This is a genomic window from Rhodanobacter sp. G2-10 (genome assembly GCF_055809185.1).
Genome location: NZ_CM147900.1, coordinates 2,468,547 through 2,494,142 on the forward strand (window position 1 = coordinate 2,468,547; position 25,596 = coordinate 2,494,142).

23 protein-coding genes and 1 tRNA gene are annotated in these 25,596 nt (G+C 64.2%); 8 read left to right on the forward strand and 16 right to left on the reverse strand.

From position 1 onward, the window contains the following. Window positions 1-31: 31 nt before the first annotated feature. Both AC0L58_RS11255 and murU read left to right on the forward strand, forming a co-directional pair. The gene (locus tag AC0L58_RS11255) at window positions 32-1,042 is read left to right on the forward strand and encodes an aminoglycoside phosphotransferase family protein (protein WP_473683407.1); all 1,011 of its coding nucleotides are present in this window, start codon (window positions 32-34) and stop codon (window positions 1,040-1,042) included. After that, entirely contained in the window at window positions 1,039-1,800 is a 762-nt protein-coding gene (murU, locus tag AC0L58_RS11260) for an N-acetylmuramate alpha-1-phosphate uridylyltransferase MurU (RefSeq protein ID WP_473683409.1), read from the forward strand. The genes AC0L58_RS11255 and murU overlap by 4 nt, the downstream gene beginning before the upstream one ends. Here the strand turns inward: murU and motB are convergent. From motB to queA, 7 genes are all read right to left on the reverse strand, one after another. Further along, the gene (gene motB / locus AC0L58_RS11265) at window positions 1,770-2,849 is read right to left on the reverse strand and encodes a flagellar motor protein MotB (RefSeq protein ID WP_473683410.1); all 1,080 of its coding nucleotides are present in this window, start codon (window positions 2,847-2,849) and stop codon (window positions 1,770-1,772) included. The two genes, murU and motB, sit on opposite strands and share 31 nt — an antisense overlap. Continuing rightward, on the reverse strand, window positions 2,849-3,715 hold the full coding sequence (gene motA / locus AC0L58_RS11270; RefSeq protein WP_473683411.1) for a flagellar motor stator protein MotA: 867 nt from the start codon (window positions 3,713-3,715) through the stop codon (window positions 2,849-2,851). Before motA ends, motB begins: the two co-directional genes overlap by 1 nt. 155 nt (window positions 3,716-3,870) lie before the next feature. Continuing rightward, entirely contained in the window at window positions 3,871-4,833 is a 963-nt protein-coding gene (gene secF / locus AC0L58_RS11275) for a protein translocase subunit SecF (protein ID WP_473683412.1), read from the reverse strand. Window positions 4,834-4,842: 9 nt separating this feature from the next. After that, window positions 4,843-6,726: a protein translocase subunit SecD gene (secD, locus tag AC0L58_RS11280; RefSeq protein WP_473683413.1), complete on the reverse strand. Its 1,884-nt coding sequence runs from the start codon at window positions 6,724-6,726 to the stop codon at window positions 4,843-4,845. 109 nt (window positions 6,727-6,835) lie between these two features. Continuing rightward, window positions 6,836-7,162 carry a preprotein translocase subunit YajC gene (gene yajC / locus AC0L58_RS11285; protein WP_473683414.1) on the reverse strand — a complete coding sequence of 109 codons (327 nt, stop codon included), beginning with the start codon at window positions 7,160-7,162 and terminating at the stop codon, window positions 6,836-6,838. Window positions 7,163-7,444: 282 nt separating this feature from the next. Then, on the reverse strand, window positions 7,445-8,578 hold the full coding sequence (gene tgt / locus AC0L58_RS11290; RefSeq protein WP_473683415.1) for a tRNA guanosine(34) transglycosylase Tgt: 1,134 nt from the start codon (window positions 8,576-8,578) through the stop codon (window positions 7,445-7,447). Window positions 8,579-8,610: 32 nt separating this feature from the next. Further along, complete coding sequence (queA, locus tag AC0L58_RS11295; protein WP_473683416.1) at window positions 8,611-9,672, reverse strand: tRNA preQ1(34) S-adenosylmethionine ribosyltransferase-isomerase QueA; 1,062 nt, start codon at window positions 9,670-9,672, stop codon at window positions 8,611-8,613. 138 nt (window positions 9,673-9,810) lie between these two features. Here queA and AC0L58_RS11300 point away from each other — a divergent pair, with 138 nt between their 5' ends. Next, entirely contained in the window at window positions 9,811-11,160 is a 1,350-nt protein-coding gene (locus tag AC0L58_RS11300) for an MATE family efflux transporter (RefSeq protein ID WP_473683418.1), read from the forward strand. 73 nt (window positions 11,161-11,233) lie between these two features. Here AC0L58_RS11300 and AC0L58_RS11305 read toward each other — a convergent pair whose 3' ends face one another. The 4 genes from AC0L58_RS11305 to AC0L58_RS11320 form a co-directional block, all read right to left on the reverse strand. Beyond that, entirely contained in the window at window positions 11,234-11,836 is a 603-nt protein-coding gene (locus AC0L58_RS11305; protein WP_473683420.1) for a response regulator, read from the reverse strand. A gap of 77 nt (window positions 11,837-11,913) precedes the next feature. Further along, on the reverse strand, window positions 11,914-13,125 hold the full coding sequence (locus tag AC0L58_RS11310; RefSeq protein WP_473683422.1) for a sensor histidine kinase: 1,212 nt from the start codon (window positions 13,123-13,125) through the stop codon (window positions 11,914-11,916). A gap of 44 nt (window positions 13,126-13,169) precedes the next feature. Next, window positions 13,170-13,949 carry an ABC transporter permease gene (locus tag AC0L58_RS11315; RefSeq protein WP_473683424.1) on the reverse strand — a complete coding sequence of 260 codons (780 nt, stop codon included), beginning with the start codon at window positions 13,947-13,949 and terminating at the stop codon, window positions 13,170-13,172. 13 nt (window positions 13,950-13,962) lie between these two features. After that, window positions 13,963-14,892, reverse strand: coding sequence for an ABC transporter ATP-binding protein (locus tag AC0L58_RS11320; RefSeq protein WP_473683426.1), 930 nt, complete (start codon window positions 14,890-14,892; stop codon window positions 13,963-13,965). A 297-nt stretch (window positions 14,893-15,189) separates the two neighbouring features. On the opposite strand from AC0L58_RS11320, the gene AC0L58_RS11325 reads away from it, so the two are divergent. The 4 genes from AC0L58_RS11325 to AC0L58_RS11340 all read left to right on the forward strand — a co-directional run bounded on the left by AC0L58_RS11325 (window position 15,190) and on the right by AC0L58_RS11340 (window position 20,829). Continuing rightward, window positions 15,190-16,686: an aminotransferase class III-fold pyridoxal phosphate-dependent enzyme gene (locus AC0L58_RS11325; RefSeq protein WP_473683428.1), complete on the forward strand. Its 1,497-nt coding sequence runs from the start codon at window positions 15,190-15,192 to the stop codon at window positions 16,684-16,686. Window positions 16,687-16,848: 162 nt separating this feature from the next. Next, window positions 16,849-17,205, forward strand: coding sequence for a PsiF family protein (locus AC0L58_RS11330; RefSeq protein ID WP_473688706.1), 357 nt, complete (start codon window positions 16,849-16,851; stop codon window positions 17,203-17,205). Window positions 17,206-17,321: 116 nt separating this feature from the next. Next, a complete protein-coding gene (gene upp, locus AC0L58_RS11335) occupies window positions 17,322-17,963 on the forward strand; it encodes a uracil phosphoribosyltransferase (protein ID WP_473683430.1) in 642 nt (213 codons plus the stop codon). 121 nt (window positions 17,964-18,084) lie between these two features. Further along, a complete protein-coding gene (locus AC0L58_RS11340; protein WP_473683432.1) occupies window positions 18,085-20,829 on the forward strand; it encodes a lamin tail domain-containing protein in 2,745 nt (914 codons plus the stop codon). Window positions 20,830-20,922: 93 nt separating this feature from the next. On the opposite strand, the gene pip is transcribed toward AC0L58_RS11340, so the two are convergent. Next, window positions 20,923-21,882 carry a prolyl aminopeptidase gene (pip, locus tag AC0L58_RS11345; protein ID WP_473683434.1) on the reverse strand — a complete coding sequence of 320 codons (960 nt, stop codon included), beginning with the start codon at window positions 21,880-21,882 and terminating at the stop codon, window positions 20,923-20,925. Between the two features lie 62 nt (window positions 21,883-21,944). Next, window positions 21,945-23,336: an FAD-binding oxidoreductase gene (locus AC0L58_RS11350; protein ID WP_473683436.1), complete on the reverse strand. Its 1,392-nt coding sequence runs from the start codon at window positions 23,334-23,336 to the stop codon at window positions 21,945-21,947. Window positions 23,337-23,458: 122 nt separating this feature from the next. On the opposite strand from AC0L58_RS11350, the gene serA reads away from it, so the two are divergent. Further along, window positions 23,459-24,691, forward strand: a complete 1,233-nt coding sequence (serA, locus tag AC0L58_RS11355) for a phosphoglycerate dehydrogenase (RefSeq protein WP_473683438.1) — start codon at window positions 23,459-23,461, stop codon at window positions 24,689-24,691. Between the two features lie 140 nt (window positions 24,692-24,831). Here the strand turns inward: serA and AC0L58_RS11360 are convergent. From AC0L58_RS11360 to ihfA, 3 genes are all read right to left on the reverse strand, one after another. Continuing rightward, a tRNA-Pro gene (locus tag AC0L58_RS11360) sits at window positions 24,832-24,908 on the reverse strand. A 51-nt stretch (window positions 24,909-24,959) separates the two neighbouring features. Further along, window positions 24,960-25,316, reverse strand: coding sequence for a MerR family transcriptional regulator (locus tag AC0L58_RS11365; protein WP_473683440.1), 357 nt, complete (start codon window positions 25,314-25,316; stop codon window positions 24,960-24,962). Then, entirely contained in the window at window positions 25,297-25,596 is a 300-nt protein-coding gene (gene ihfA / locus AC0L58_RS11370; protein ID WP_136257360.1) for an integration host factor subunit alpha, read from the reverse strand. Before ihfA ends, AC0L58_RS11365 begins: the two co-directional genes overlap by 20 nt.

The window sequence follows — 25,596 nt, forward strand, 5'->3', positions numbered from 1 at the left end:
AGCTGTCGACGTTTCGTCAGCGACCGACTTCATGGACAGCCTTCAAGACCGCCCCAGCGCCCGCCTTTGCTGGCTTCGCACTACGCTTGGCGACCCGGCCGCCACCCTGGTACCAGCCTCCGTCGATGCCAGCTTCCGCAGCTACTGGCGCACATGGCGCGGCGAACGCAGCTGCATCCTGATGGATTCGCCGCCGGCGCAGGAAGATCCCGCACCCTGGCTGCAGATCGGCGCACGCCTGGCCGCCGCCGGCCTGCACGTGCCCGCCGTTCATGCGCACGATCTGCACCAGGGCTTTCTGCTGATCGAGGATCTGGGCGACCGCCTTTATCTGCCGGCGTTGAACGATGCCAGCGTGGACGCGCTCTACGGCGATGCGATGGACGCTCTGTTGCGCATGCAGCGTGATGTCGATGTGGCAGGCATGCCGTCGTACGACCGTGCGTTCCTGCAGCGCGAGCTGGAAATCATGCCGGAGTGGTTTCTCACGAGACATCTCGGCTTCACGCCCGAATGCGGGGAATGGGACGTGCTGGAAGCCGCTTTCACCCTCCTGCTGGCCAGCGCGGTGGAACAACCGCGCTGTTTCGTGCATCGCGATTTCCACAGCCGCAACCTGCTCGTGGTCGACAGCAACAATCCGGGGATCATCGACTTTCAGGGCGCCCTGTTCGGCCCCATCACGTATGACCTCGCCTCGCTGCTGCGCGACTGCTACATCCGGTGGGAGCGCGAGCGGGTGGAGGCCTGGGCCGAAAACTACCGGCGACGGCTGCACGCGGCGCAGCTGATCGGTGCCGACATCGACCAGGAGCGCTTCCGCCGCTGGTTCGACCTGATCGGCTTGCAGCGGCACATCAAGGTGCTGGGTATCTTTTGCCGACTGCATTATCGCGACGGCAAACAGGGTTATCTGGCAGACCTGCCGCGGGTGTACGACTACGTGATCGAGGTGGCCGGACGATATCCGGAACTGGCCGATTTCACGACGCTGCTCGAACGCTGCGTCGGCGAGCGCGACCTGCGCGTGGCCGTTGCATGAGGCACGCCCTGATCTTTGCCGCTGGTCTGGGCGAGCGCATGCGCCCGCTGACCGACCAGACGCCCAAGCCCTTGCTGCCGGTGGGCGGCAAGCCACTGATCGCATGGCATCTGGAGCGGCTCGCCGCAGCCGGCGTGCACTACGTGGTGATCAACACCTCGCACCTGGCCGAACAGTTCCCGGACACGCTTGGCGACGGCTCGCGCTGGGGCCTGCGCATCCGCTACGCCTATGAAGGGCCAACGCCGCTGGAAACCGGCGGCGGCATGCTCAACGCGCTGCCGCTGCTGGGACCGGAACCGTTTCTCGCGATCAGCGGCGACATCTGGTGCGACGCCGACCTCGGCATGTTGCCGGCCGAACCGGTCGGGCTGGCGCATCTGCTGATGGTGGACAATCCGGCGCATCACCCGGAAGGCGATTTTGCGCTGGACGCGCAGGGCGTGCTGCAGCTGTCGGGCGAGCCGAAGCTGACTTTCAGCGGTATCGGCGTGTTTCGCCGCGAATTGCCGCAGGGGTGGAAGGGCGCGGCTGTTGAAACCAGCGGCGCCCCGATCCAGCCGCCTTCATTCAAGCTGCGCGAGGTGCTCGGGCCTGCGATCGCCAACCAGGCCGTCACCGGCACCCGCCACGCAGGTCGGTGGACGGATGTCGGCACTCCCGCCCGGCTTGCCCGCCTCGACGCCGATATCACAGCCGCCGCTGGCGGCGGCACCCGCGCTGAGGTTCACGGCGACGCAGGTTTCGAAGATACCTGAACCAGGTTTGCCTGCACGTCCGAGGCAGTGGCTGGACGAATCACCGCAGGCGCAGCCGGCAACCGCGCCTGCGCGGTCGTGGGGCGGGGCTGCACGATCAGCGGGGCCGGCGGGTTTGTGGCGGGCAAGGGTTTTGGCGGTGTCGCCGGAACCGTGTCCTTGCCCTCTGCCATTTCCTGGGAGCGCGCCGCATTCTCGGCCTGGGAGGTCATCACGATGATGCTGATGCGGCGGTTGATCGGATCGGCCGGGTTCTGCTTGTCGAAGGGCACCGAAGCGGCCAGACCCACGACGCGCGAGATCTTGTCGGCCTCCAGCCCGCCCGCGATCAGTGCACGTCGCGCGGCATTGCCGCGATCGGCCGACAATTCCCAGTTACTGTAGTTGTGCTCGCTGGTATACGGCGCATCGTCGGTATGGCCGGAGATGCTGATCTTGTTGGGCACGCCGTCGATCGACTCGCCCAGCTCGTGCAGGATCTCCACCGTATAGGGCTTGAGCCTGGCACTGCCGATGTCGAACATCGGCCGATTCTGCTTGTCGACGATCTGGATGCGCAAACCTTCCGGCGTGATATCCAGCAGCAACTGATCCTTGAACGGCGCCAGCGCCTGACTGTTCTGGATTGCCGCATTCAATTGTTTCATCAACTGTTGCAAGCGTGCCTTGTCCGCCTCGCGCGCTTGCTTGAGCGCGTCCTTGACATCTTTCTTGACCGCCGGCGCGCCATGCTTGTCCGCGCCCGGCCCGCGGGGCAGATCCATCGCGCCGCCCAACTGGATCATGCTGTCGCTGGCGCCGCCCGGACCGGCCTTGCCCGGTGGCGCCATGGTTGCCGCGCCCGGGGTCATGCTGGGGTTCTTGAAATACTCCGAAATCGCCGCCTTTTGTTCGCGGGTGCCTATGCCGATGATCCACATCACCAGGAAGAAAGCCATCATCGCCGTGACGAAATCCGCATAAGCCACCTTCCACGCACCGCCGTGATGGCCGTGCTTCTGGCGCCTTGCCTTGCGGATGATGATGGGCTGTACGGAGTCTTCACTCATCAGGCTGCCCCGGCACGTGCGCCTTTGAGGTGGCCTTCAAGATCGACGAAGCTCGGGCGCGCCTGGCCGGACAGTGACTTGCGCGCAAACTCCACCGACACCATCGGGTTGTAGCCTCGCAAGTTGGCCATCATCGCGACCTTCACGCATTCGAAGGCCTTGCCGTCCTCCTGCACCTTGCTTTCCATCGCCGATGCCAGCGGCCCCGCGAATCCATAGCAAAGCAGGATGCCCAGGAAGGTACCCACCAGTGCGCCGGCGATGTGTTCGCCGATCTTGGAGGTATCGCCACTGAGCTGCGACATGGTGGTCACGATGCCGAGCACGGCCGCCACGATGCCAAACCCTGGCAGCGCGTCGGCGGATTTCATCACCGCCATCGCGGGTGCTTCGGCTTCGTGATGATGGGTTTCGATCTCGACTTCCAGCAGCTGTTCGAGCTCCATCGGATTCATGCTGCCCCCCACGACCAGGCGCAGGCAGTCGGTGATGAACTCGATCAGGTGATGCTCCGCGAGAAGGCGCGGATAGGCGGCAAACACCTCGCTGCTGGCTGGATCCTCGATATGGGATTCCAGGCTGAGCAGTCCATTCTTGCGCATCAGGCTGAAGATGTCGTAGAGCAGGGACAGCAGGTCGACGTAGTCCTGGCGACGGTACTTGGGACCCTTGAGCAGCCCCATCATGTCGCGAAATGCTGCCTTCACGATCTTCATCGGGTTGGCCGTCAGGAAGGCTCCCGCCGCGCCGCCACCGATGATCAGCAGCTCGTAAGGTTGCCACAACGCCAACAGCTGTCCATGCGACAGCAGGTAACCACCCAGGACGCTGACAAGGACAACCAGGGTACCGACGACAACAAGCATGGTAGTTCCATTACGTGGATCGATTCCCTCTTATCGACCACTCGCGGAAAATATGTAGCGTGATATTCGACCCGACTACGCATGGCCTGTCGGCGCCCCGAAAAAGCAAAGGCCCGGCGATGCCGGGCCTTTCGTCGAAGACAACCGAGCCAGATCTAGGGACGGCGTGCCAGTTCCGGGTTGTCCTTGGTCACCGGCATCAGGTCCTTCTTCGACACGCCCAGCCACAGCAGGATCGGGCTGGCCACGAAGATCGAGGACAAGGTGCCGACCAGAATGCCGATCAGCATGGTGATGGCGAAGCCGTGCACCGCCGGGCCGCCGATGAGCCACATCGCGCCCATGGTGATACCCGTGAACAGCGAGGTGATGATGGTTCGCGACAAGGTGTTGTTGATCGAGCGGTTGAGAATCTCCTCCGGCTCGGCCTTGCGTGCCAGGCGGAACAGTTCGCGGATGCGGTCGAACACCACCACCTTGTCGTTGATCGAGTAGCCGATCACCGCCAGCACCGAGGCCAGCACGGTCATGTCGAACTCGCGCTGCACCAGCGCGATGATGCCCAGCGTGACCAACACGTCATGGATTTCCGTCGCCACGGCGGCAATCGCGAAGCGACGCTCGAAGCGGATCCACAGGTAGGCCATGATGCCCAGGATCACGAACAGCGCGGCCCAGGTGCCGTCGGTCTTGAGCTCCGCACCGACTTCGGCACTGACGAAGTCGCGACTCTTCAGCTTCGCATCCGGCCTGGCGGCCTGCAGCTCCTTCATCACGTCGGCGGAGACCCGATCGAGATTGACCGTACCGTTGGCCAGAATCGCCTCCTTGTCGTCCTTGGCCTGGAAGCGGATCGAGACCACGCGCGTGCCACCCAGACTCTGCACAACGGCATCGGCGAAGCCGCTCTTGGCCAGCGCACCGCGCACGTCGGCGATCTCCACCGGCTGGTCGTAGTCGACCGTCATGGAGACGCCGCCGGTGAAGTCCATCCCGTAGTTGAGCCCCTTGGTCGCGATTAGCACGATCGAACCGATCATCAGCAGGAGCGCAATGGCGATGCTGTACTTGCGCATCCCAAGGAAGTTGATGTTGCTGTCGTGATTGAAAATTTCCATGAGGGTTCCTTAGACCGACAGCGTCTTGAGCTTGCGGTTGCCGTGGATCGCCGCCGTGAACGCGTGGGTCAGCGTTACCGAGGTGAACAGCGAGGTCAGGATGCCGATCATCAGCGTGACGCCGAAACCCTTGATCGCACCGGTACCCATCGTGGTCAATGCCAGCGAGGCGATCAAGTGGGTGACGTTGGCGTCCAGAATGGTCGACCAGGCCTTCTCGTAACCGGCGCGGATCGAGGCGTGCGGGGTGGAGCCATTGCGCAACTCCTCTCGCACGCGCTCACAAATCAGCACGTTGGCGTCAATAGCCATGCCCAGTGTCAGCACGATACCGGCAATGCCGGGCATGGTCAGGGTCACCCCGATCAGCGACATCACCGCAATCAGGATCACCAGGTTGAAGAACAACGCGATATCGGCGACCAGGCCGAACAGCTTGTAGTAGATCGCGGCGGCCAGCAGCACCAGGGCCAGGCCCAGCATCACCGACTTGAAGCCCTTGTCGATGTTGTCGGCACCCAGGCTGGAACCGATCACGCCTTCCTCGATGATGTCCACCGGAGCCGCGAACGCACCGCCCTTGAGCAGCAGCGCAAGGTCGGAAGCCTCTTTCGGGCTGCCCAGGCCGGTGGTCTGGAACTGCTTGCCGAACGGGCTGGCGATGTTGGCGTCGTTGATCACCGATTCGGTGACCTTGGGGGTGCGCACTTCCTTGCCGTCGACCATCGTGGTCTCGGTCACGCGCTCGACGTAGACCACCGCCATCGGCTTGCCGACGTTGGCATTGGTGAAATCGCTCATCTTGCGTGCGCCGGCGGCATTCAGGGTTACGTCGACCTTGGGCGTGCCGCTTTGCTGATCGATGCCCGAGGAAGCGTCAACCAGATCCTTGCCGGTCACGATGACCTTCTTGCTGACCAGCACCGGGCGGTGGTCATCACGCATGTAGTAGAGGTTGGCGTCCGGCGGGATATTCCCGGTCCTGGCGGCTTCCACCGCCTGCGGATCGCCCGGATGGCCGATGCCCGGCCGATACTCCAGCGTCGCGACCGTGCCGATCAACTTCTTTGCCTCGGCCGGATCCTGCACGCCCGCCAGGTCGACGACGATGTGGTTTTCGCCCTGCTGCTGGATCAGCGGCTCGGAAACGCCCAACGCGTTGATGCGGTTGCGCAACGTCTGCAGGTTCTGGGTGATCGCGCCGCGCGAGATCTCGCGCAGCTTGTCGGGCTTGATCACCGCCTTCAGTACATAGCGGTCGCCGGTGCTGGGTCCGTTGGAAACGAGCAGGTCGTTGTATTCGTTGGCAATGCTGTCCGATGCCTTGGAGCGGTCTTCGGCCGAGCGCAGCACCACCGTGATGCCCTGGCCGCGCACCGAGCTGCGCGCCACCGACTCGTAACGGATCTTCTTGTCGCGCAGCAGGCTGCGGATATCGTCCGCGTAGCTGCTCTCCTGCTTGTCGATGACGTCGTTCTCGTCGACCTTCATGAGGAAGTGCACGCCGCCCTGCAAATCCAGGCCCAGCGGCATGGAACGGGCTCCGATCGCACCCAGCCAGGCCGGCACGGTGGACTGCAACTTGAAGGCCACGGTGTACTTGTCGCCCAGCAGCTCCTTGATCGCATCCGAACCGCTCTTCTGCACGTCGGTATTGGAGAACGTCGCCAGCAGGTTGTCGCCCTCCACCTGCACATGGCCGAACGGGATGTGCTTCTGCTGCAGCGTTGCCTCCACGCTCTGGCGCAAGGTCTGGTCGATCGGCGGAGCGCCGCGGTTGGCGGAGACCTGGACAGCAGGTACGGGGATGAAGGCATTCGGTAGCGCGTAAATCACGCCGAACAGCATCACCAGCGCAACCAGCGCGTACTTCCAGCGGGGAAAATCACTCATGCGTTGAGCCCGTCAAAGCCGCGGCAACCTGGCCGCGGCGGTAGCAACAATCGAGGAAAACGGGTCATGCCTGCGCCAGCACCGGGCCGGCAGGCATGTCCCGACACCATCACGCGGACTTCAGCGAGCCCTTGGGCAGCACCTGTTGAACCGCACCCTTCTGCACCTTGATCTTCACGTTGGCCGCGATTTCCACCGTGATGAAGGTCTCGCCCACCTCTTCCACACGGCCGGCAATGCCGCCATTGGTGACCACTTCGTCGCCCTTGGCCAGGGCAGCCACCAGCGCGCGATGCTCCTTCTGCCGCTTCATCTGCGGCCGGATCATCATGAAATACATCAGGCCGAACAGGACCACCATCATGATGATCATGGACATGCCGCCACCCTGCGGTGCAGCGGCCTGGGCGATCACGGGGGAAAGCGGAAAACTCATCATTCTGTCTCGCAAGTTGTGGCGCCATCAGCGATTTCAGCTGAACGCCCGATAAAAGATTCTCGATTATGCCATGCACCCTCAACGCGTGCACGGCGCCTCTTGGCACGTAACCACAAGCATGGGTGCCTTGTTGAGGGCAGACCGGGAACATTGCAAGCCCGGCGTGACCGGCTCGCCGCACGTCGGGTCACCCCGGCGCCGCAGGGCAGGCTCCACCCGCCGTCTTTACAATGGCGCCCCGGGAACAGCGGCGGGCAGAGCCCGCCCTACCGTACCGGATTACCTCGACATCATCGCCGCAGCCTGCCGCCTGGCGTAGAACTCCGCCACGAAGGCGTCCAGCGTGCGGCCCGCGATCGCCTCGCGCAGGCCGGCCATCAAACGCTGGTAGTAGCGCAGGTTGTGCATGGTGGCGAGCTGGCTGCCCAGGATCTCGTTGCAGCGATCGAGATGCCGCAGGTAGGCACGACTGAAGCCGTGCGTGCACGAATAGCAGTCGCAACCCTCCTCGATCACCGCCGTATCGCCGGCGTATTTCGCATTGCGGATACGCAGCGTGCCTTCGGCCGTGAACAGGAAACCGTTGCGCGCGTTACGGGTCGGCATGACGCAATCGAACATGTCGATTCCGCGGCGCACCGCTTCGACGATGTCCTCGGGCCGGCCCACGCCCATCAGGTAGCGCGGGCAATTCACCGGCAACAGCGGCACGGTGAAGTCCAGCGCGTGGTTGCGCTCGGCCTCCGGCTCGCCCACGGCCAGGCCACCTACCGCATAGCCGTCGAACCCGATCCCGACCAGGCCGGCAGCGGAACGCCGGCGCAGGTTTTCATGCACGCCGCCCTGCACGATGCCGAACAGCGCGTTGGGGTTGTCAAGGTCGTCGAAGGCGCGGCGCGAGCGCTCGGCCCAGCGCAGGCTCAGTTCCATGGATTCGCCGGCCACCTTCTCGGTCGCCGGATAGGGCGTGCACTCGTCGAAAATCATCGCGATGTCCGAATCCAGCGCCTTCTGGATCCGCATCGACACTTCCGGCGACAGGAAGACCTTCGAACCATCCACCGGCGACGCAAACGTCACGCCTTGCTCGGAAATCTTGCGCTTGTGCGCCAGCGAGAACACCTGGAAGCCGCCCGAGTCGGTGAGAATCGGCTTGTCCCAGCCGATGAACTTGTGCAGTCCGCCGAACTTCTCGACGATCTCCAGCCCGGGCCGCAGAAACAGGTGAAACGTATTGCCCAGGATGATCTCGGCGCCCGTCGCGACGACATCCCGCGGTGTCATCGCCTTGACGGAACCGTAGGTACCCACGGGCATGAAGGCCGGCGTCTGGATCGTGCCGCGCGCAAAAGTGAGCTGGCCACGGCGGGCCGCGCCGTCGGTGGCGTGGAGGTCGAATCGGAGGGAAGTCATCCGGGCATTATCGGTTCCGCGAGGGGTCAGAGTCACTTTTCGCCTGCGAAAAGTGACTCTGACCCCATCCCGTGCGGCAAGATCAACATCGCATCGCCATACGAAAAGAAGCGATAGCGCTGTTCAACCGCATGGCGGTAGCTGTCCAGAATGAACTCGCGCCCGGCCAACGCCGACACCAGCATGACCAGGGTGGACTGCGGCAGATGGAAGTTGGTGAGCAGGCCGTCGATGCTGCTGAACTTGTAGCCGGGAAAGATGAAGATCTGCGTCTCGCCGGAAAAGGGATGCAGCACACCATCCTTGCTGGCGCTTTCCAGCGCGCGCACCACGGTGGTACCGACCGCGATCACCCGACCGCCGTTGGCGCGGGTACGACGGATCTGCCCGATCAGATGCGCACCGACATTCAGCCATTCCTTGTGCATGTGGTGGTTTTCCAGATCGTCCGCGCGTACCGGCTGGAACGTGCCGGCGCCGACATGCAAGGTCACGTAACCGAAGTCGACGCCGCGCTCGCGCAGCTGAGCCAGGATGGCCTCATCGAAATGCAACCCGGCGGTCGGCGCCGCCACGGCACCGGGTTCGCGCGCAAACACCGTCTGGTATCGCTCCATGTCGTTGGCATCGGCCTGCCGCTCGATATAGGGAGGAAGCGGCATCTCGCCCAGTTTCAGCAGCAGCTTCTCCAACGGTTCCGGCGCCTCGAAACGCAACCGGAAGAAGCTTTCGTCGCGTCCCAGCACCACCGCGTGGCTGCCGTCAGCCAGTTCGATCCGACCGCCTTCCTTCGGCTTCTTGCTGACGCCCAGCTGCACCGTGGCCTCGTGCGCACCGGTGACCCGCTCGATCAGGATCTCCACGGCGCCACCGCTTTCCTTGCGTCCATACAGTCGCGCCGGCAATACCCGGGTGTCGTTGAACACCAGCAGATCACCGGGACGCAGGATCTCCGGCAGCTCGCGGAACATGCGGTCCTGCCTCGATTGCGCCGCCACATCCAGTACCAGCATGCGGCTGGCCGAGCGCTCCGGCAGCGGCACCTGGGCAATCAGTTCGTGGGGCAACTCGAAATCGAAATCGGACTTCTTCACACATGGCTCTGCTGGCGCCCGCGGACGGCGGGCAACAGTGCATTATCGCGCAGCACGTCCTGACTGGCATCCGCGACCGCCGGATGGGCATGGCTTGTCGCGGATGGGAGAATGCGGAGAGTCCGAACCGGCAACCGCATGCACCCACTGCGCCACGATTGGCTACATCGCCCGACCCATCGCAAGGTCTGGATGCTTGCCGCACCGATGATCGTGTCGAACCTGACCGTGCCACTGGTGTCGCTGGTCGACAGCACGGTGGCCGGACATCTGTCGCATCCCGGACAACTCGCCGCGGTAGCCGTCGGCAGTGCCGTATACGCGCTGCCGATCTGGGTGTTCGGCTTTCTGCGCATGGGCACCATAGGTTTTGCCGCGCAAGCCAGCGGCCGCGCCGATGGCGACGCGCTGCGGCGCCTGCTGGTGCAGGCCATGCTGCTTGCGCTGGGGCTCGCGACGGCGGTGTTGCTGCTCTCGCTGCCGCTGCTTGGATCCGTACTCCAGCTGATGAAGCCATCGTCGGCGCTCGATGCGCTGACCCGCACCTATCTGCATATCCGCTTGCTGGGCCTCCCTGCGGCGCTGATCAACGCCGCCCTGGTGGGCTGGTTTTTGGGCATGCACAACGCCCGGATGGCTCTGCGTGTAACGGTCGTTACCAACCTGGTCAACATCGCGCTGAACCTGCTCTTCGTGCTGGGCTTTCACTGGGACGTGGCCGGTATTGCCGCAGCATCGGTCTGCGGCGAATGGCTCGGCGTGCTGGCGGGACTCGCTGCCGTGCCGCGACAACTTCGCCGACATCCCGGCAACCTGCAGCGCGGAACGTTGCGCTCATGGAGCGCCTGGCGTCCCCTGTTGTCGGTCAATCGCGACATCCTGATTCGCAGCCTGGTGCTGCAAGGCGTGTTCTTTGCGGTCACCATTCTGGGCGCGCGCATGGGCTCCGGCGTGGTCGCCGCCAATGCGCTGCTGCTCAACGGCCTGGTGCTGGCTGTCTTTGCATTGGATGGCCTGGCCAATGCGGTGGAGGCGCTCAGCGGAGCCGCGATCGGTGCCGGCAACCGTCCCGCCTTGCGTCGCGCACTTGTCGTTGCTGGCGGCTGGTCGTTGATCGGAAGCCTGTTTTTCGCCGTGTTCTTCGGCATCGCCGGCCACGGCTTCATCGATCTGCAGACAGACATGGCTGGCGTGCGCGCGATCGCGTATCAATACCTCCCCTATCTGGCCCTGCTGCCCTTGATCGGGGTGTGGAGCTACCTGCTGGATGGTCTTTTCGTGGGTGCTACCCGCGCCCGGGAAATGCGCGACACCATGCTGTTCGCCGGCGTGGTTTTCGTGCTGCTGGCGCTGGGCCTGCGCGGCTGGGGAAATCACGGGCTGTGGCTGGCATTTCTGGGTTTCATGCTGACGCGAGCCGGGGCCATGGCATGGGTGGCGCTGCGCATCGCCCATCGTGATGGATGGGTTGCCCGCGCCACGGATTGACGAACTCCTGCCCCGCCCGGCGGGTATCAGGAGCCCGCACAATCAGCCCTGACAGAACCTGCCCACAGCGGCGTCACAGCCAGCCTTTCTGCCGCGCCAACCGGTACGCCTCGATGCGGTTGGCCACGCCAAGCTTGCCGATGGCTTCCGAAAGATAATTTCGCACGGTGCCATGCGACAAACCCAATTGCGTGGCGATGTCGCTCGCGGACTGGCCTTCGCCGGCCAGACGCAACACCTGACGTTCGCGATCGTTCAACGGGTCGGCTTCCGACCAGGCCTCCAGCGCCAGCTGCGGGTCGATCGACCGACCACCGCGGTGTACGGTGCGCAGCGCCTCGGCAAGGTTTTCGGCCGGCGCGTCCTTGAGCAGATAGCCGGACACGCCGGCATCGAGCGCACGCCGCAGGAAGCCCGGGCGAGCAAACGTGGTGACGATCACCACCTTGATCGGCAATTCCTGGCGCTGGATGCGCTGGGCCAGCTCCAGTCCGGTCAACCCAGGCATTTCGATGTCGGTGACCAGCACGTCGGGTTTCAGGCGCTGGATCTCGCGCCATGCCGCTTCGCCATCGGGTGCCGAGCCGAGCACCTCGATGTCGGATTCCAGCGCGAGCAGCGCGGAGAGCGCGCCGCGCACCATCGCCTGATCCTCGGCCAGCAGGACGCGGATCATGTGGATGCGCCCCGCAGCTGACTGCACGGTTGCGGCCGTTGTCGAATCGTCATGGATTGCACCGAAGAGAGGAAAGATCAGGCGACAGAGTGTCCGTTTGCCGCAGTCGTGGTCGGCCCGCCCGCGGTAGATGATGCCACCAACCGCAACACGGGCACCGATGCCTTCACCAGCAAGCGGGTACCGCCGCGACGCGGCGAATCGATCTCCAGCGTGCCGCCCAGCGCCCGCACGCGTTCGCGCATGCCGCGCAAACCGTTGCCGTCACCATCGATTCCACCACGGCCGTTGTCGCTGACCAGCATGCGCACGCCCGCGTGTTCGCGCACGAAATGGATCGTGGCGGAACTGGCTTCGGCATGACGCGCGATATTGGTGACCGCTTCGCGCAGGATCAGGGAAAACACCCGCTCCGTATCCTGCGGCAAATCGGTGGGTGGATGGTCGTAATCAAGATGCACCCGGGAGGACTCCAGCAGCAACTGCGCCGACGCCAGCTCTTCGGCCAGATCCGTATTGCGGATGCCGGTAACCGCGCTGCGTACCTCGGCCAGCGCGTGCCGAGCAACCTTTTCGACCTCCTCCACTTCACGCCTCGCCGCGTCCACATCGCGATCGAACAATTTGCGCGACAATTCCAGCTTCAGCGTGATCAGCGACAGCGTGTGACCGAGCAGGTCATGCAGGTCGCGCCCGATTCTCTCGCGCTCGGCGGTGGCGGCCAGCCGACGCACTTCATCGTGCGAAAGGCTGAGCGCGGCGTCTTTTTGTTCGTTGAGTTGCTCCACCGCAACTATCGTGCAGATGACAAGGACTGTGACCGGCATGATCACCAGCAGTGCCCTTGGATAGCCCATCCACCAGCCCAGCGCGACGTAAATCAGGTTGAGCGCCACGATCTGCGCCACGTAGCGGCGATAGTGGCGCAGATCACAGTGGCCCAGCATCACGCAGGCATACACGAAGTAACTCAAGCCGCTGGGATACCAGCGCATCACGCCAAAACACAGCGCCGCCATGCCCCAGGCATAGAAGTGGCGTGATTTGCGCGATGCCAACTGAATTTTGGCGAACAGCAACAGGAATACCGGATAGGTGCCCAGGGTAAACAGCAACCAGGTGCTGGTGTAGCCGCTCAAGCCACGGTCGAACAACGGCGTGATGAAGATCCAGAACGACCACATCAGGTGCACGCTGTCGGCCCAGGGTGATTTTCCCCGGCGAACATCGTCGGCGACGGCGGAATCCGGCGCGGGAACGAACCATCGGGCGATAGATTCCGGAATCATCGCTTCACAATCCACACGGAAACAGGCTCAGCCAACATCGTACTTCAACCGTACCGGCGCAGACGTCGCGCCGCCAGCAGCAGGAAGCCTGCAGTGGATCCGGTCAGCACCAGCACATGTCCCGGCAGCGACCCCTGCTTCACGCCCACCGCAGCGAGCGCCAGCATGTCGAGGTGGTAGCTTGGCCAGACCGGCGCGATCTGCTGCAGGAACTTCGGCAACATCGGCAGCGGAAACCACAGCCCGGACATGAACGCCATCGGCAAATAGATGATTTGCAGCATGCCGGGCGCGCCCTGCCCCTTGATCAATGTGCCGACGAACATGCCCAACGCACAGAACGGCAGCACGCCGAGCACGCCGGTGAGCAGCAAGGCACCCGCCTGCTGCAGACTCAGCGTCACATGGCCGACCGTCACTGCCATCGCCAGCAGCAGCAGGATGACCACGCCGGCGGCGGCCATCGCCATCACCATCTTGCCCAGCAGGTAGGCACCCGGCGGCATCGGCAGAGCTCGCTTGTAAGTGAGCAAGCCGCCGTCGCGTTCCAGCGCCAGCGAAATGCCGAAGCCGAACAGGCCCGGACTCATCACGCCGAATACGCCATAGCTGGCCAGCAGGTAACGCGCGGCGTCCGCACCATTGGCCTTGGCCATCAGCACGCCGAACAGCAGGTAGAACATCGCCGGAAACAACATGATCGGCAACATGAAGGCGGGGCTACGCATGTAGCGCAGGCATTCGCTGCGCGCCTCCTCCAGATAGGCGCCGATGACACGGGCGCGGGGCATGCCTTGGGGCAAGGTGGATGTCCGGGCAGTCATGCGGGTTTCCATCTCAGGCGGCCTCGCGTCGGTCGGTCGTCGCGGGCGAGTCGGCATTGCGGGTCAGTTCGCTGAAAGCTTCGGCCAGACCGGCACGCTGCACTTCGAGTTCGCACAAGCTCGCATCGGCATGGAGCAGGCGCCGCACCACGGCCTCGGCATCGGCAGCCGCGATGTGCAGGTGCTCGCTTTGCAGACGCGCCTCGCTCACCTCCGGCCAATCACGCACGGTGTCGACCGACAGCGCGCTGCGACAACGAATGCGCTTCAACGCCACCCGTGCGCGCAACTGGTCGACCGTACCCTCGTGGATCATGCGGCCATGCGCCATCACACTGACGCGGTCGGCCAGCGCCTCGGCCTCTTCCAGATAATGCGTGGTGAGCAACACCGAACAACCCTCGGCCAGCAATTGACGGATCGCCGTCCACAGGTTCTGGCGCGCCTCGATATCCATGCCCACGGTCGGCTCGTCAAGAAACAGCAGCTCCGGCCTGCCGCACAACGCCAGCGCAAACTGCACACGCCGCTGCTGGCCCCCGGACAACTTCGCGTAGGGCCGCTGCAGCAGGTCGGTGATTCCGGCCAGTTCTGCGCTTTCGGCCGGCGTGCGCGGCGCCGGGTAGTAGCTGGCCGTGAGTCGCAGCAATTCGCCTACCCGCAAGGTCGGCGGCAGCTCGGCGTTCTGCAACATCACGCCGATGCGGCGGCGTGCCTCGATCCGCTGCGGGTCCATGCCGAACAGGTCGACCGTGCCGAGATCGGCGCGGATCAGCCCCAGCAAAAGACCGATCGCGGTGGTCTTGCCCGCCCCGTTGGGGCCGAGCAAGGCCAGCAGTTCGCCGGATTTCAGCTGCAGATCGACCCCGTCGAGCGCAGTGAGCGGGCCATAGCGCTTGACGGCGCCATCGAGGCGGGCAATGGGATGACGGGCATGTGGCATGAGACTCCTCCAGTGCCGTTCATCCTCTGCAAAACATGCCTGCGATGGCAGTCGCCGGCGTCAGCCGTCGAAGGTGACAGGCGTCATCCGGCGATGGGCACGGGGTTACGGCGGCCGCCGCGTCAAGGTATCCTGTGACGGATAAGACCGGCGCATATCGCACTCCAGCAGCTGCCTGAACGAGCTGAAAACATTGAGGAAACGCTTTTCATCCTGCGCTTCCCGCCACGCTTTCATCACCCGCCACCCGCCACCCGGCCTTGCATGCCGTCCGGCGGAGATTGAGGAGGATTCAACATGGGCATCATCAACCAATTGCGCGAATTGCGCGACTTCGGCGGCAAGCCGCGCACCACGGGTCTGGACGACGCCAGCATCGAACGCATGGCGGAAAGCGATCCGCTGCTGGGACAGGCGGTTGCCGAAGCCGTGGCGCGGCACCAGGAGCTGCGTGCCGACATGGCCGACTTCCTGAAGCTGGACGAGGCCGAACAACTTGCCCAGGCGCAGGCGGGCTTCGTCAATTTCTATCCGGACGATGCGATCAACCCGTACCTGGCGGCAGCCGCACGCGGCCCGTGGATCGTCACCCTGAAGGGTGCCGTGGTGCATGACAGCGGCGGCTACGGCATGCTCGGCTTCGGTCACAACGACCAGTCCATTCTGGACGCGCTGGCCCGCCCCCAGGTGATGGCCAACGTGATGTCGCCAAGCGTGGCGCAGCTGCACTTCAGCGCGGCCATGGACAAGGAACTCGGTCGCCGGCGTGGCGGCAGCCCGTACGCCCGTTACATGTGCCTCAATTCCGGTTCCGAGTCCGTCTCGCTGGCCTGCCGCATCGCGGATGTCAATGCCAAGGCCATGACCGACACCGATGGCCGCTACGCTGGCCGCACGATCAAGCGCCTGGTCGTCAAGGGCGCCTTCCACGGCCGCACCGACAAGCCGGCGTTGTATTCCGACTCCACGCGCAAGGTATACCAGCAGCACCTGGCCAGCTACCGCCACGAAAACAGCGTGATCACCGTGGCGCCCTACGACGTGGCGCAACTGGAGGCCGCCTTTGCCGACGCGGACAAGCATGGCTGGTTCATCGAGGCGATGTTCCTGGAGCCGGTGATGGGCGAAGGCGATCCGGGCCGCGCGGTCACCGTGGAGTTCTACAAGGCTGCGCGTTCGTTGACCGAGGCGCATGGCACCTTGCTGCTGGTCGATTCGATCCAGGCCGGCCTGCGCGCGCATGGCGTGTTGTCGATCACCGACTACCCCGGCTTCGAAACACTGCCGGCCCCGGACATGGAGACCTTCTCCAAGGCACTCAACGCCGGTCAGTATCCGCTGTCCGTGCTGGCCGTCACCGACGCCACGGCCAAGCTCTACCGCAAGGGCATCTATGGCAACACCATGACCGCCAACCCGCGCGCGCTGGACGTGGCCCTGGCAACCCTGGGCGAGCTGAACGAAGAAGTGCGCACCAATATCCGCGAGCGCGGCAAGGAGTTCGTCGACAAGCTCAACGCGCTGAAGAACGAACTCGGTGGCCTGATCACCAAGGTGCAGGGTACCGGCTTGCTGTTCTCCTGCGAGCTGGCACCGGAGTACAAGTGCTACGGCGCGGACTCCACCGAGGAATTCATGCGTGAGCACGGCATCGGCGTGATCCACGGCGGCACCAACTCGCTGCGTTTCACCCCGCATTTCAAGGTCACCAGTGCCGAGGTCGACCTGGTCGTCGCCCACGTGCGCAAGGCGCTGCTGGAAGGCCCGCGCAAGGCGAAGGCCGAAGCCGCCTGAGTCCGGCCACCAGGGATGCCCTGGCGCAGCTGCGGCGAGGCCCTCCGCCCGCCGCAGCTGAATACTTCACGATCATCGGAATTCACCTACTGCCCGGAAGCCGATGCCGGGCATAGACTCCTCAAGCCGGCAACCGCCGGCCAACCGAGGGAGGATTCCACGATGTCGATATCTCTACGCCTGCTTGCCGTCAGTGCCGCCTTTGCCTTCGCCGGCGCCGCCTTCGCGGCCGCCCCGCAAGCCAGCCGCGCGGCTCCGGCCAGCAAACCGCATACCGCTCAACAAAATCGCATGATCGACTGCAACAAGCAGGCGACCGGCAAGAAGGGTGCTGAACGCAAGGCCTTCATGAGTTCCTGCCTGAAGGGCCATGCCGCCGCTCCGTCAGCCCGGCAGGCGCAGCAGGACAAGATGAAAGCCTGCAATGCGGACGCCAAGGCCAAGGCACTCAAGGGCGCCGAACGGAAGACCTTCATGAGCGGTTGCCTGAAAGGCGGTGCCGCAGCCGCAGCGAAATAGGCCACGTCACCACAGCCCGGCCTTGCTCACGCCTACCCGCGAGGGTGCGTGGGCAGGGCCGCTTCGCTAAGCTTCGGACTGTCGCGCCACGCGCCGCCACGCGAAGACAGTCACTGATGAAGATCGTCGAAGTTCGCCATCCCCTGATTCAGCACAAGCTCGGCCTGATGCGCCACGCGGGCATCAGCACCAAGGAGTTCCGCGAGCTGGCCGCCGAGGTCGCCGCCCTGCTCACCTACGAGGCTACCAAGGATCTGGAAACCATCGAGGAAGAGATCGAGGGATGGGCAGGCCCGCTGCGAGTGCAACGGATCAAGGGCCGGAAGATCACCATCGTGCCGATCCTGCGCGCCGGTCTGGGCATGTTGCCGGGCGTCCTCGACCTGATCCCTGCGGCCAAGGTCAGCGTGGTCGGTGTGCAGCGTGACGAGAAGACCCTGAAACCGGTGGCCTATTACGAGAAGCTGAGCGGCCGCATGGACGAACGCATCGCCTTGATCGTCGACCCGATGCTGGCCACCGCCGGCACGCTGGTCGCCACCGTCGACATGCTCAAGGCGGCCGGTTGCAAACGCATCAAGGGCCTGTTCCTGGTCGCCGCACCGGAAGGCCTGGAGCGCATCACCGCCGCCCATCCCGACATCGAGATCTACACGGCATCGATCGACCGGCGACTCAACGAACAGGGTTACATCCTGCCTGGCCTGGGCGACGCCGGCGACAAGATCTTCGGCACCAAGCAGCTGCCATCCGGGTAGCCGCCCCTGTATCCGGGCGCAGGCTGCGCCTCGGCGACCACCCTACAGACTTCACGAAATCGTCACCGTGCGTTACTAAACTCGTCCCGTTCCGGCCCTCCGGACGCCACGGGGAAACATCATGTTCGGAAAGCACGCGCAACGCGGCCTCTGGCTGTTGCTGGCTGGCCTGGTTTCGACGTTCGCGGCGCAGGCTGCGGACCTCAGTATCGACCAGTTTCGCGTCCGCGGCCCGGCCGGCGGCAATGACGAATTCGTGCAGTTGTTCAACGCCGGACCGGCAGCACTCGACCTGTCCGGCTACAAGCTCAATGCCTCCAACGCCAGCGGCACGACCGGCACGCGACTGACCTTCCCCACCGGCACCCAGCTGCCTCCCGGTTGCTACCTGCTGCTGACCAACAGCGCCAGCAGCGGCTACTCCGGCAGCGTACCGGGCGACCTCACCTACGCCACCGGCATCACCGATACCGGCGGTCTGGCTGTGCTCGACACGAGCGGCAGCATCGTCGACCAGGTCGGTCTGAGCAGCGGCTCGGCCTACAAGGCCGGCACACCACTGGCCTCGCTGGGCAGCAGCAATACTGATCAGGGCTACCAACGGCGGCAGAGTGCCGCCGGCCTGCCCCAGGACACCGGCGACAACAGTGCCGACTTCGTCCAGGTCAGTCCTACCGCTCCACACAACAGCAGCAGCCCTTGCATCACGCTGGGCCCCTCGCTGTCGATCGCCGACAGCAGCTTCAGCGTACGCGGCGCTGGCGACGTGGCAATGCCATTCACCATCAGCATGAGCCAGCCCGCACCCGCCGATGGCGTGAGCGTGCATGTGGCGACGGAGGATGGCAGTGCGCAAGCCGGAGTCGACTACGAACCGGTGGATACGACCCTGACCGTCGCCGCCGGGGCGACCCAGGTCACGTTCAATGTGCTGGTGCACGGCCGCACCTCGCCCAGCGACAACAAGACCTTCACCGCAAAGCTGAGCGACCCCGGCGACGGCGTGGCCCTGGGTCATGCCAGTGCGACCGGCACGATCCTCTATGACATCCCGATTGCCGCGGAAATCTGGCAGATCAACGGCAGCGGGCAGAGCCCCGCCCTGCTTGGGAAGCCAGTGCTCACCCACGACAACGTGGTCACCGTCGTGGGTCCCCAGGGCTTCACCATGCAGACGCCCGACGCGAGGGCCGATGCCAGCCCGCTCACCTCCAACGGCGTGTATGTCTTCACCGGCAGCGCCCCCACCGTAAGCGTGGGCAACGCGGTGGACGTGGCGGCCGTGGTGGATGACTTCTACGGCCTCACCGAGCTCAAGAATCCTACGGTCACCGTGGTCGATCAGCATGCGCCCTTGCCGCGCGCGATCATGTTCAACCGAAACACGCCTTCATCGGATCCGAACCAGCTTTCCTGCGGCGCCACCAACTTCCAGTGCTTCATGAGCATGCGGGTGCGGATCAATCACGGCATGATCAACACGGGCAACAAGCGCTTCAGCAGCGAACCGTATGCCGAGGTGAGCATCACGGCCAATGGCCAGCGCTCGCTACGCCAACCCGGCGTGGTGTTCGGCGTAGCGGTGCCGGCCGGCGTGGACTTGCCCAACTGGAGCGGCAATCCGGAGGTGTTCAAGATGAACACTGCCGACTTCGGCGCCGTACCCCTCGACACCCCGTTCAACGGCGGCAGTACGTTCCGCGCGGAAGGCGTGATCTCCTATGACTTCGGCGCATACACCTTCATCCCGACCCACTTCAAGTTGACCTACGCCGCTCCGATACCGCGCCCGGTTTCGCCCACCCCGTTGCTGGCGCTGCGCATCGGCGCGTTCAACATGGAACGCTTCTGCGACAGCGTATTCGACACTGTGTACACCTGCAGCGGCGGCAGCCATGAACCCACGCCGGACGAGGTGGCGCTGAAGACCCGGCGCCTGTCCAGCTACGTGGGCAGCGTGCTGGGGCTACCTGACGTGCTGTCCGTGGAAGAAGTTGAAACCTTGCCACTCCTGCAGGGCCTGGCTCGCCAGCTCCACGACGACTACGGCGTAACCTACAACGCCTACCTGCTGCCCGGCCACGACCCCAGTGGGATCAACGTGGGCTTTCTGGTTCGTCCTGATCGCGTGCAGGTTCTCTCGGTACAGCAGCTCGCTGCCGAGGACACCTGGGACGACAGCGGGCATACCGCCTACCTCCACGACCACCCGCCATTGCTGCTCACCGCGCGCGCCGGACGGATGCAGTTCCACGTGATCGCCGTGCACATGAAAGCACGCCAGAACGTCGACGACGACACCGCAGCAGCCGTGCGCGATCGCGAGAAGCGATTCCTGCAGGCCAAGTCGGTGGCCACCCAGGTGGAGGCATTGCAGAAGGCCGACCCGAGAATGCCGCTGATGGTGGTGGGCGACTTCAATGCCTATCAGTTCACGGACGGCTGGACCGACGTGGTGAACCTCATCGCCGGTCGCTACGATGACAGCCAGAACCTGCTCAAGCTCGGCGGCAACATCGTGCGCCCGGCCTTGTGGAATGCGGTGACCTCGGTGCCGGCCAACGACCGGTATTCCTTCCTCTACACGCAGGATTTCGGCGAGATCCAGGGTTATACCAAGGCTGGAAGCGGCAATCCGGGACGCACCGTGCCGACCTTCCAGGTGCTCGACCACGCCTTGCTCAACCTGCCGGCACGGTTGCGCTTCGTGCGCATGCAATTCGGCCGTGCCGACCTCGATGCGCCGGTACAGACCCAGGACGACGCCGCCAGTGCCACCGACTGGACCCGCGCCATCGGCGTATCCGACCACGATGGATTCGTGGTGGATCTGTTCGTTCCCCTGATCCACCGATCGCACTGGTGAACACACTCGGTCCGTCAGCGTGGAAACTGCCGGGCGGATGAAACACAAGAGCCGCGCCCGATTGGGCGCGGCTCTTGTGATCCAGACGTATCGTCAGGCGCCGAAACGATCCGTTGCCTCCAGCAACTGATGCAAGATGCCCGGTTCGAAGGCGGAATGACCGGCATCCTGCACGATGTGAAGGTCGGCCTCGGGCCACGCGCGATGAAGATCCCATGCACTGCGCAGCGGGCAAACCACGTCGTAGCGGCCCTGCACGATGACCGCCGGTATATGGCGGATGCGATCGACGTTTCGCAGCAGTTGGTCGTCGTGCTCGAAGAATCCGCCATGGACGAAGTAATGGCATTCGATGCGTGCGAAGGCCAGCGCGAATTCGTCTTCGCCACTGGATTCGATGTGCGACTTGTCCTGATGGAGGAAGCTGGTGGCGCCTTCCCACACCGACCATGCACGCGCGGCGTCCGTGCGTGTTTTCGCGTCGGGACTGGTCAGACGGCGATGATAGGCACTCATCAAGTCGCCGCGCTCGGCCTCGGGAATCGCGTTGACATAAGTCTCCCACGCGTCCGGATAGAGCATGTCGCAACCTTCCTGGTAGAACCACTCCAGCTCCCGGCGACGCAGCATGAAGATGCCGCGCAGCACCAGCTCGGTCACCTTGTCCGGATGGGTCTGCGCATAGGCCAGCGCCAGCGTGGAACCCCACGAGCCGCCGAAAACCTGCCAGCGCTCGATGCCCAGATGCTCGCGCACCCGCTCGATGTCGGCGACCAGGTCCCAGGTGGTGTTGTCGGTCAGCTCCGCGTGCGGCGTGGACTGGCCACAGCCGCGCTGGTCGAACAGCACGATGCGATAGACCGCTGGATCGAAGAAACGCCGGCATTTCGGGCTGGTGCCGCCACCGGGACCTCCGTGCACGAACACCACCGGTTTGCCTTCCGGATTGCCGCTCTGCTCGTAGTACAGCGTGTGCAGTGACGATACCTGCAGGAAACCGCGGTCGTAAGGCTCGATCTCGGGATACAGCGCACGCAACGGCGACGACGACATGAAAGTTCCTCGAATCCGACGGACAAGCCCACAAGCCTAGCACGGGCGCGGTTTGCCGACCCTCACTCGCCAGCGAACAGCTTGCCGGGGTTGAGGATGCCGTTCGGATCGAACACCTTGCGCACACCCCGCATCAAGGCAATCTCCGACTTGCTTCGCGTACTTTCGAGATAGGCGCGCTTGACCAGGCCAATGCCATGCTCGGCCGAAATGCTGCCGCCGTGGCAGTGCAAGGTGGCGGCCAGCAATCGGGTCACCTGCTCGCACTGCGCGATGAACGCCTCTTCGTCGAGGCCCTCCGGGCGCAGCACATTGATGTGCAGGTTGCCGTCGCCGATGTGGCCGAACCAGACCACCTCGACGCCGGGATATTCGTGCGCCAGCAAGGCCTGCATCTCGCACAGGAAGCCGGGCACCGCACTGATCCGTACCGACACATCGTTCTTGTACGGCCGTCGCGGTGCCAGACTCTCGGTGATGCCTTCGCGAAGTCGCCACAAGGCCGCTGCCTGCGCCTCGCTCTGTGCGATGACACCGTCGCTGACCCAGCCCTGCTCCAACGCATGCTCGAACGCCGTCAACGCCAGTTCCTGCTGCTGCTCGTCGGCCGCGTCGAATTCGGTGACCACGTAGTACGGGTGATCGCCGTCGATGGCGCGCTGCGCACCATGCGCCAGCACGTGTTGCAGCGCGCGGTCGGTGAAGAACTCGAATGCCTGCAAGGACAGTCGCGCACGGAACAGTGCGAACACCTCCATCAGCGCATCCATGTTGGGCAGCGCTAGCAACATCACCTGCGACGGGGGCGGCGGATCGGTCAGCTTAAGCGTGGCCTCGACCACGATGCCCAGGGTGCCTTCCGAACCGATCACGAGCTGGCGGAAATCGTAGCCGCTGGAGTTCTTGATCAGGCCCCGGTTGAGCTCGAGCAACTCGCCGTTGCCGGCAACCACTTTGAGGCCGGCGATCCACTCCCGCGTATTGCCGTACCGGATCACCCGGATGCCGCCGGCGTTGGTGGCAATGTTGCCGCCGATCGAGCACGAGCCACGCGCAGCGAAATCGACCGGATAGACCAGCCCGCGCCCGCACGCCGCCTCCTGCACCTGTTGCAGGATCATGCCCGGCTGCACGGTGAGGGTGCGGTCCACTTCGTTGAATTCCACAACCCGGTTCATGCGCTCCAGACTCACCACCAGCTCGCCGTTCGCCGCTACCGCGCCGCCGGACAGGCCGGTGCGGCCACCGGACGGCACGATTGCCACGCGCTGCTCGTTCGCCCAGCGCACGATGGCCTGCACTTCGTCCACGCTGGACGGCAAGGCGATGGCCAGCGGCGCGGGGGACCAGCGGCGCGTCCAGTCGCGACCGTAATGCTCCAGATCACCTGGGTCGGTGAGCAAGCGCAGGTCGGGCCATTGGCGGGCCAGTTCGGCGAGACGGGGTTCGGACATGCGCGGCTCCGGAGTGAAGGGCACAGCCTGCCAGCCGCATCCATCCACGTCCAGTGCTGCAGTGCCGCAATTTGTCGCAAGCTCTGGCATAGTAGGGCCTCCTCCACACATGGGCCGGTGCGATGCAGACTTCCTTTCCCCGTCAGGACATCAAGGTATTGCTGCTGGAGGGGATCAGCGCCAGCGCGGTCGAGACATTCCACCGCGCCGGCTACAGCCAGGTCGAACTGCACGCCAAATCGCTTCCGGAAGACGAGTTGAAGGCACGCATCGCCGATGCGCATATCGTCGGCCTGCGCTCACGCACCCAGCTCACGGATGAGGTGCTGGCCCATGCCAAGCGCCTGATCGCCGTGGGCTGCTTCTGCATCGGGACCAACCAGGTGGATCTGCGCGCGGCACGTCGGCTGGGCGTGCCGGTGTTCAACGCACCCTATTCGAATACCCGCAGCGTGGCGGAGTTGGTGATCGCCGAAGCGATCATGCTCCTGCGCGGCATTCCGCAGAAGAACGCGCAATGCCATCGAAGCGGCTGGGCCAAGTCAGCCAGCGGCAGCTACGAGACACGCGACAAGGTACTCGGCATCGTCGGCTACGGTCACATCGGCACCCAGGTCGGCGTGCTGGCCGAAGGTCTCGGCATGCGCGTGATCTTCCACGACATCGAGACCAAGCTGTCACTCGGCAATGCGCGTGCGGTCTCCAGTCTGGACGAGCTGCTGGAGCGCTCGGACGTGGTCACTCTGCATGTGCCGGAGACCCCGGCGACACAGATGATGATCAAGGCCGAACAACTGGCCAGGATGCGTGCCGGCGCGATGCTGATCAACGCTTCGCGCGGCAGCGTGGTCGACATCGACGCGCTGGCCGAGGCCTTGCGCGAGGGCCGACTGGCCGGTGCGGCGGTGGATGTGTTCCCGGTCGAGCCGAAGGGCAACGGCGACCCGTTCATCTCGCCACTGGTCGGCATGGACAACGTGATCCTGACCCCGCACATCGGCGGCAGCACGCTCGAGGCGCAGGACAATATCGGCATCGAGGTGGCCAGCAAGCTGGTGCGCTACAGCGACAACGGTTCCACCCTGTCGGCCGTGAACTTCCCCGAGGTCACTCTGCCCGAGCATCCCGACAGCATGCGCCTGCTGCACATTCACAGGAACGTGCCCGGCACACTGTCGCGCATCAACGAATTGTTCTCGGCCGGCAACCTCAACATCGACGCGCAGTTCCTGCAGACCGACAGCGAGGTCGGCTACGTCGTGATCGACGTGAGCGCCGACGAGACGCAGGCGCACCAACTCAAGGCCAAGCTGGCGGCAATTCCGGGGACGTTGCGGAGCCGGGTGTTGTATTGATTGACGGGATTTGGGATTTGGGATTTGGAAATTGCAAAAGCGACCGCGATGCCAGAGCTCTGGCTCGTCCAAATCCCGAATCCCGAATCCCGACATGAAAAAAGCGCCCCGATGGGCGCTTTTTTCATGTCCATGCCAACTGGTCGGGGCGGCCGGATTCGAACCGACGACCCTCTGCCCCCCAGGCAGATGCGCTACCAGGCTGCGCTACGCCCCGACTTGCGGCAAGCTGGCAATTCTAGCAGCTGTGTATCACCTTCGGAAGCATTCAGCGACGCAGCAGCGCCAGCACTTCTTCCAGTTCAAGTCGTACCTGGCGGACGATCTGGTGCGACATGCTTGATTCCAGGCGTGCCTGCGGACCTTCCAGGCGCGCACGGGCGCCGGTGATGGTGAACCCTTCGTCGTACAGCAACGAGCGGATCTGGCGGATCATCAGCACATCGTGGCGTTGGTAATAGCGACGATTGCCGCGACGCTTGACCGGGTTGAGTGCCGGAAACTCCTGCTCCCAGTAACGCAGCACATGGGGCTTCACACCGCACAACTCGCCCACTTCACCAATGGTGAAGTAGCGCTTGGCCGGAATGGCTGGCAGTTCGGTGTTATTCCCTTGATCCAGCATAGCCCTCGACTCTCACCTTGAGTTTCTGCCCCGGTCGGAACGTTACCACCCGCCGCGCGGAGATCGGGATCTCCTCGCCGGTCTTGGGGTTGCGTCCCGGCCGCTGGTTTTTCATACGCAGGTCGAAATTGCCGAAACCGGACAACTTCACCTGCTCGCCATTTTCCAGTGCACCGCGGACGACCTCGAAGTAGGCGTCCACGAATTCCTTCGCCTCACGCTTGTTGAGACCCACATCAAGGAAAAGCCGCTCGGCCATTTCCGCCTTGGTCAGCGCCAT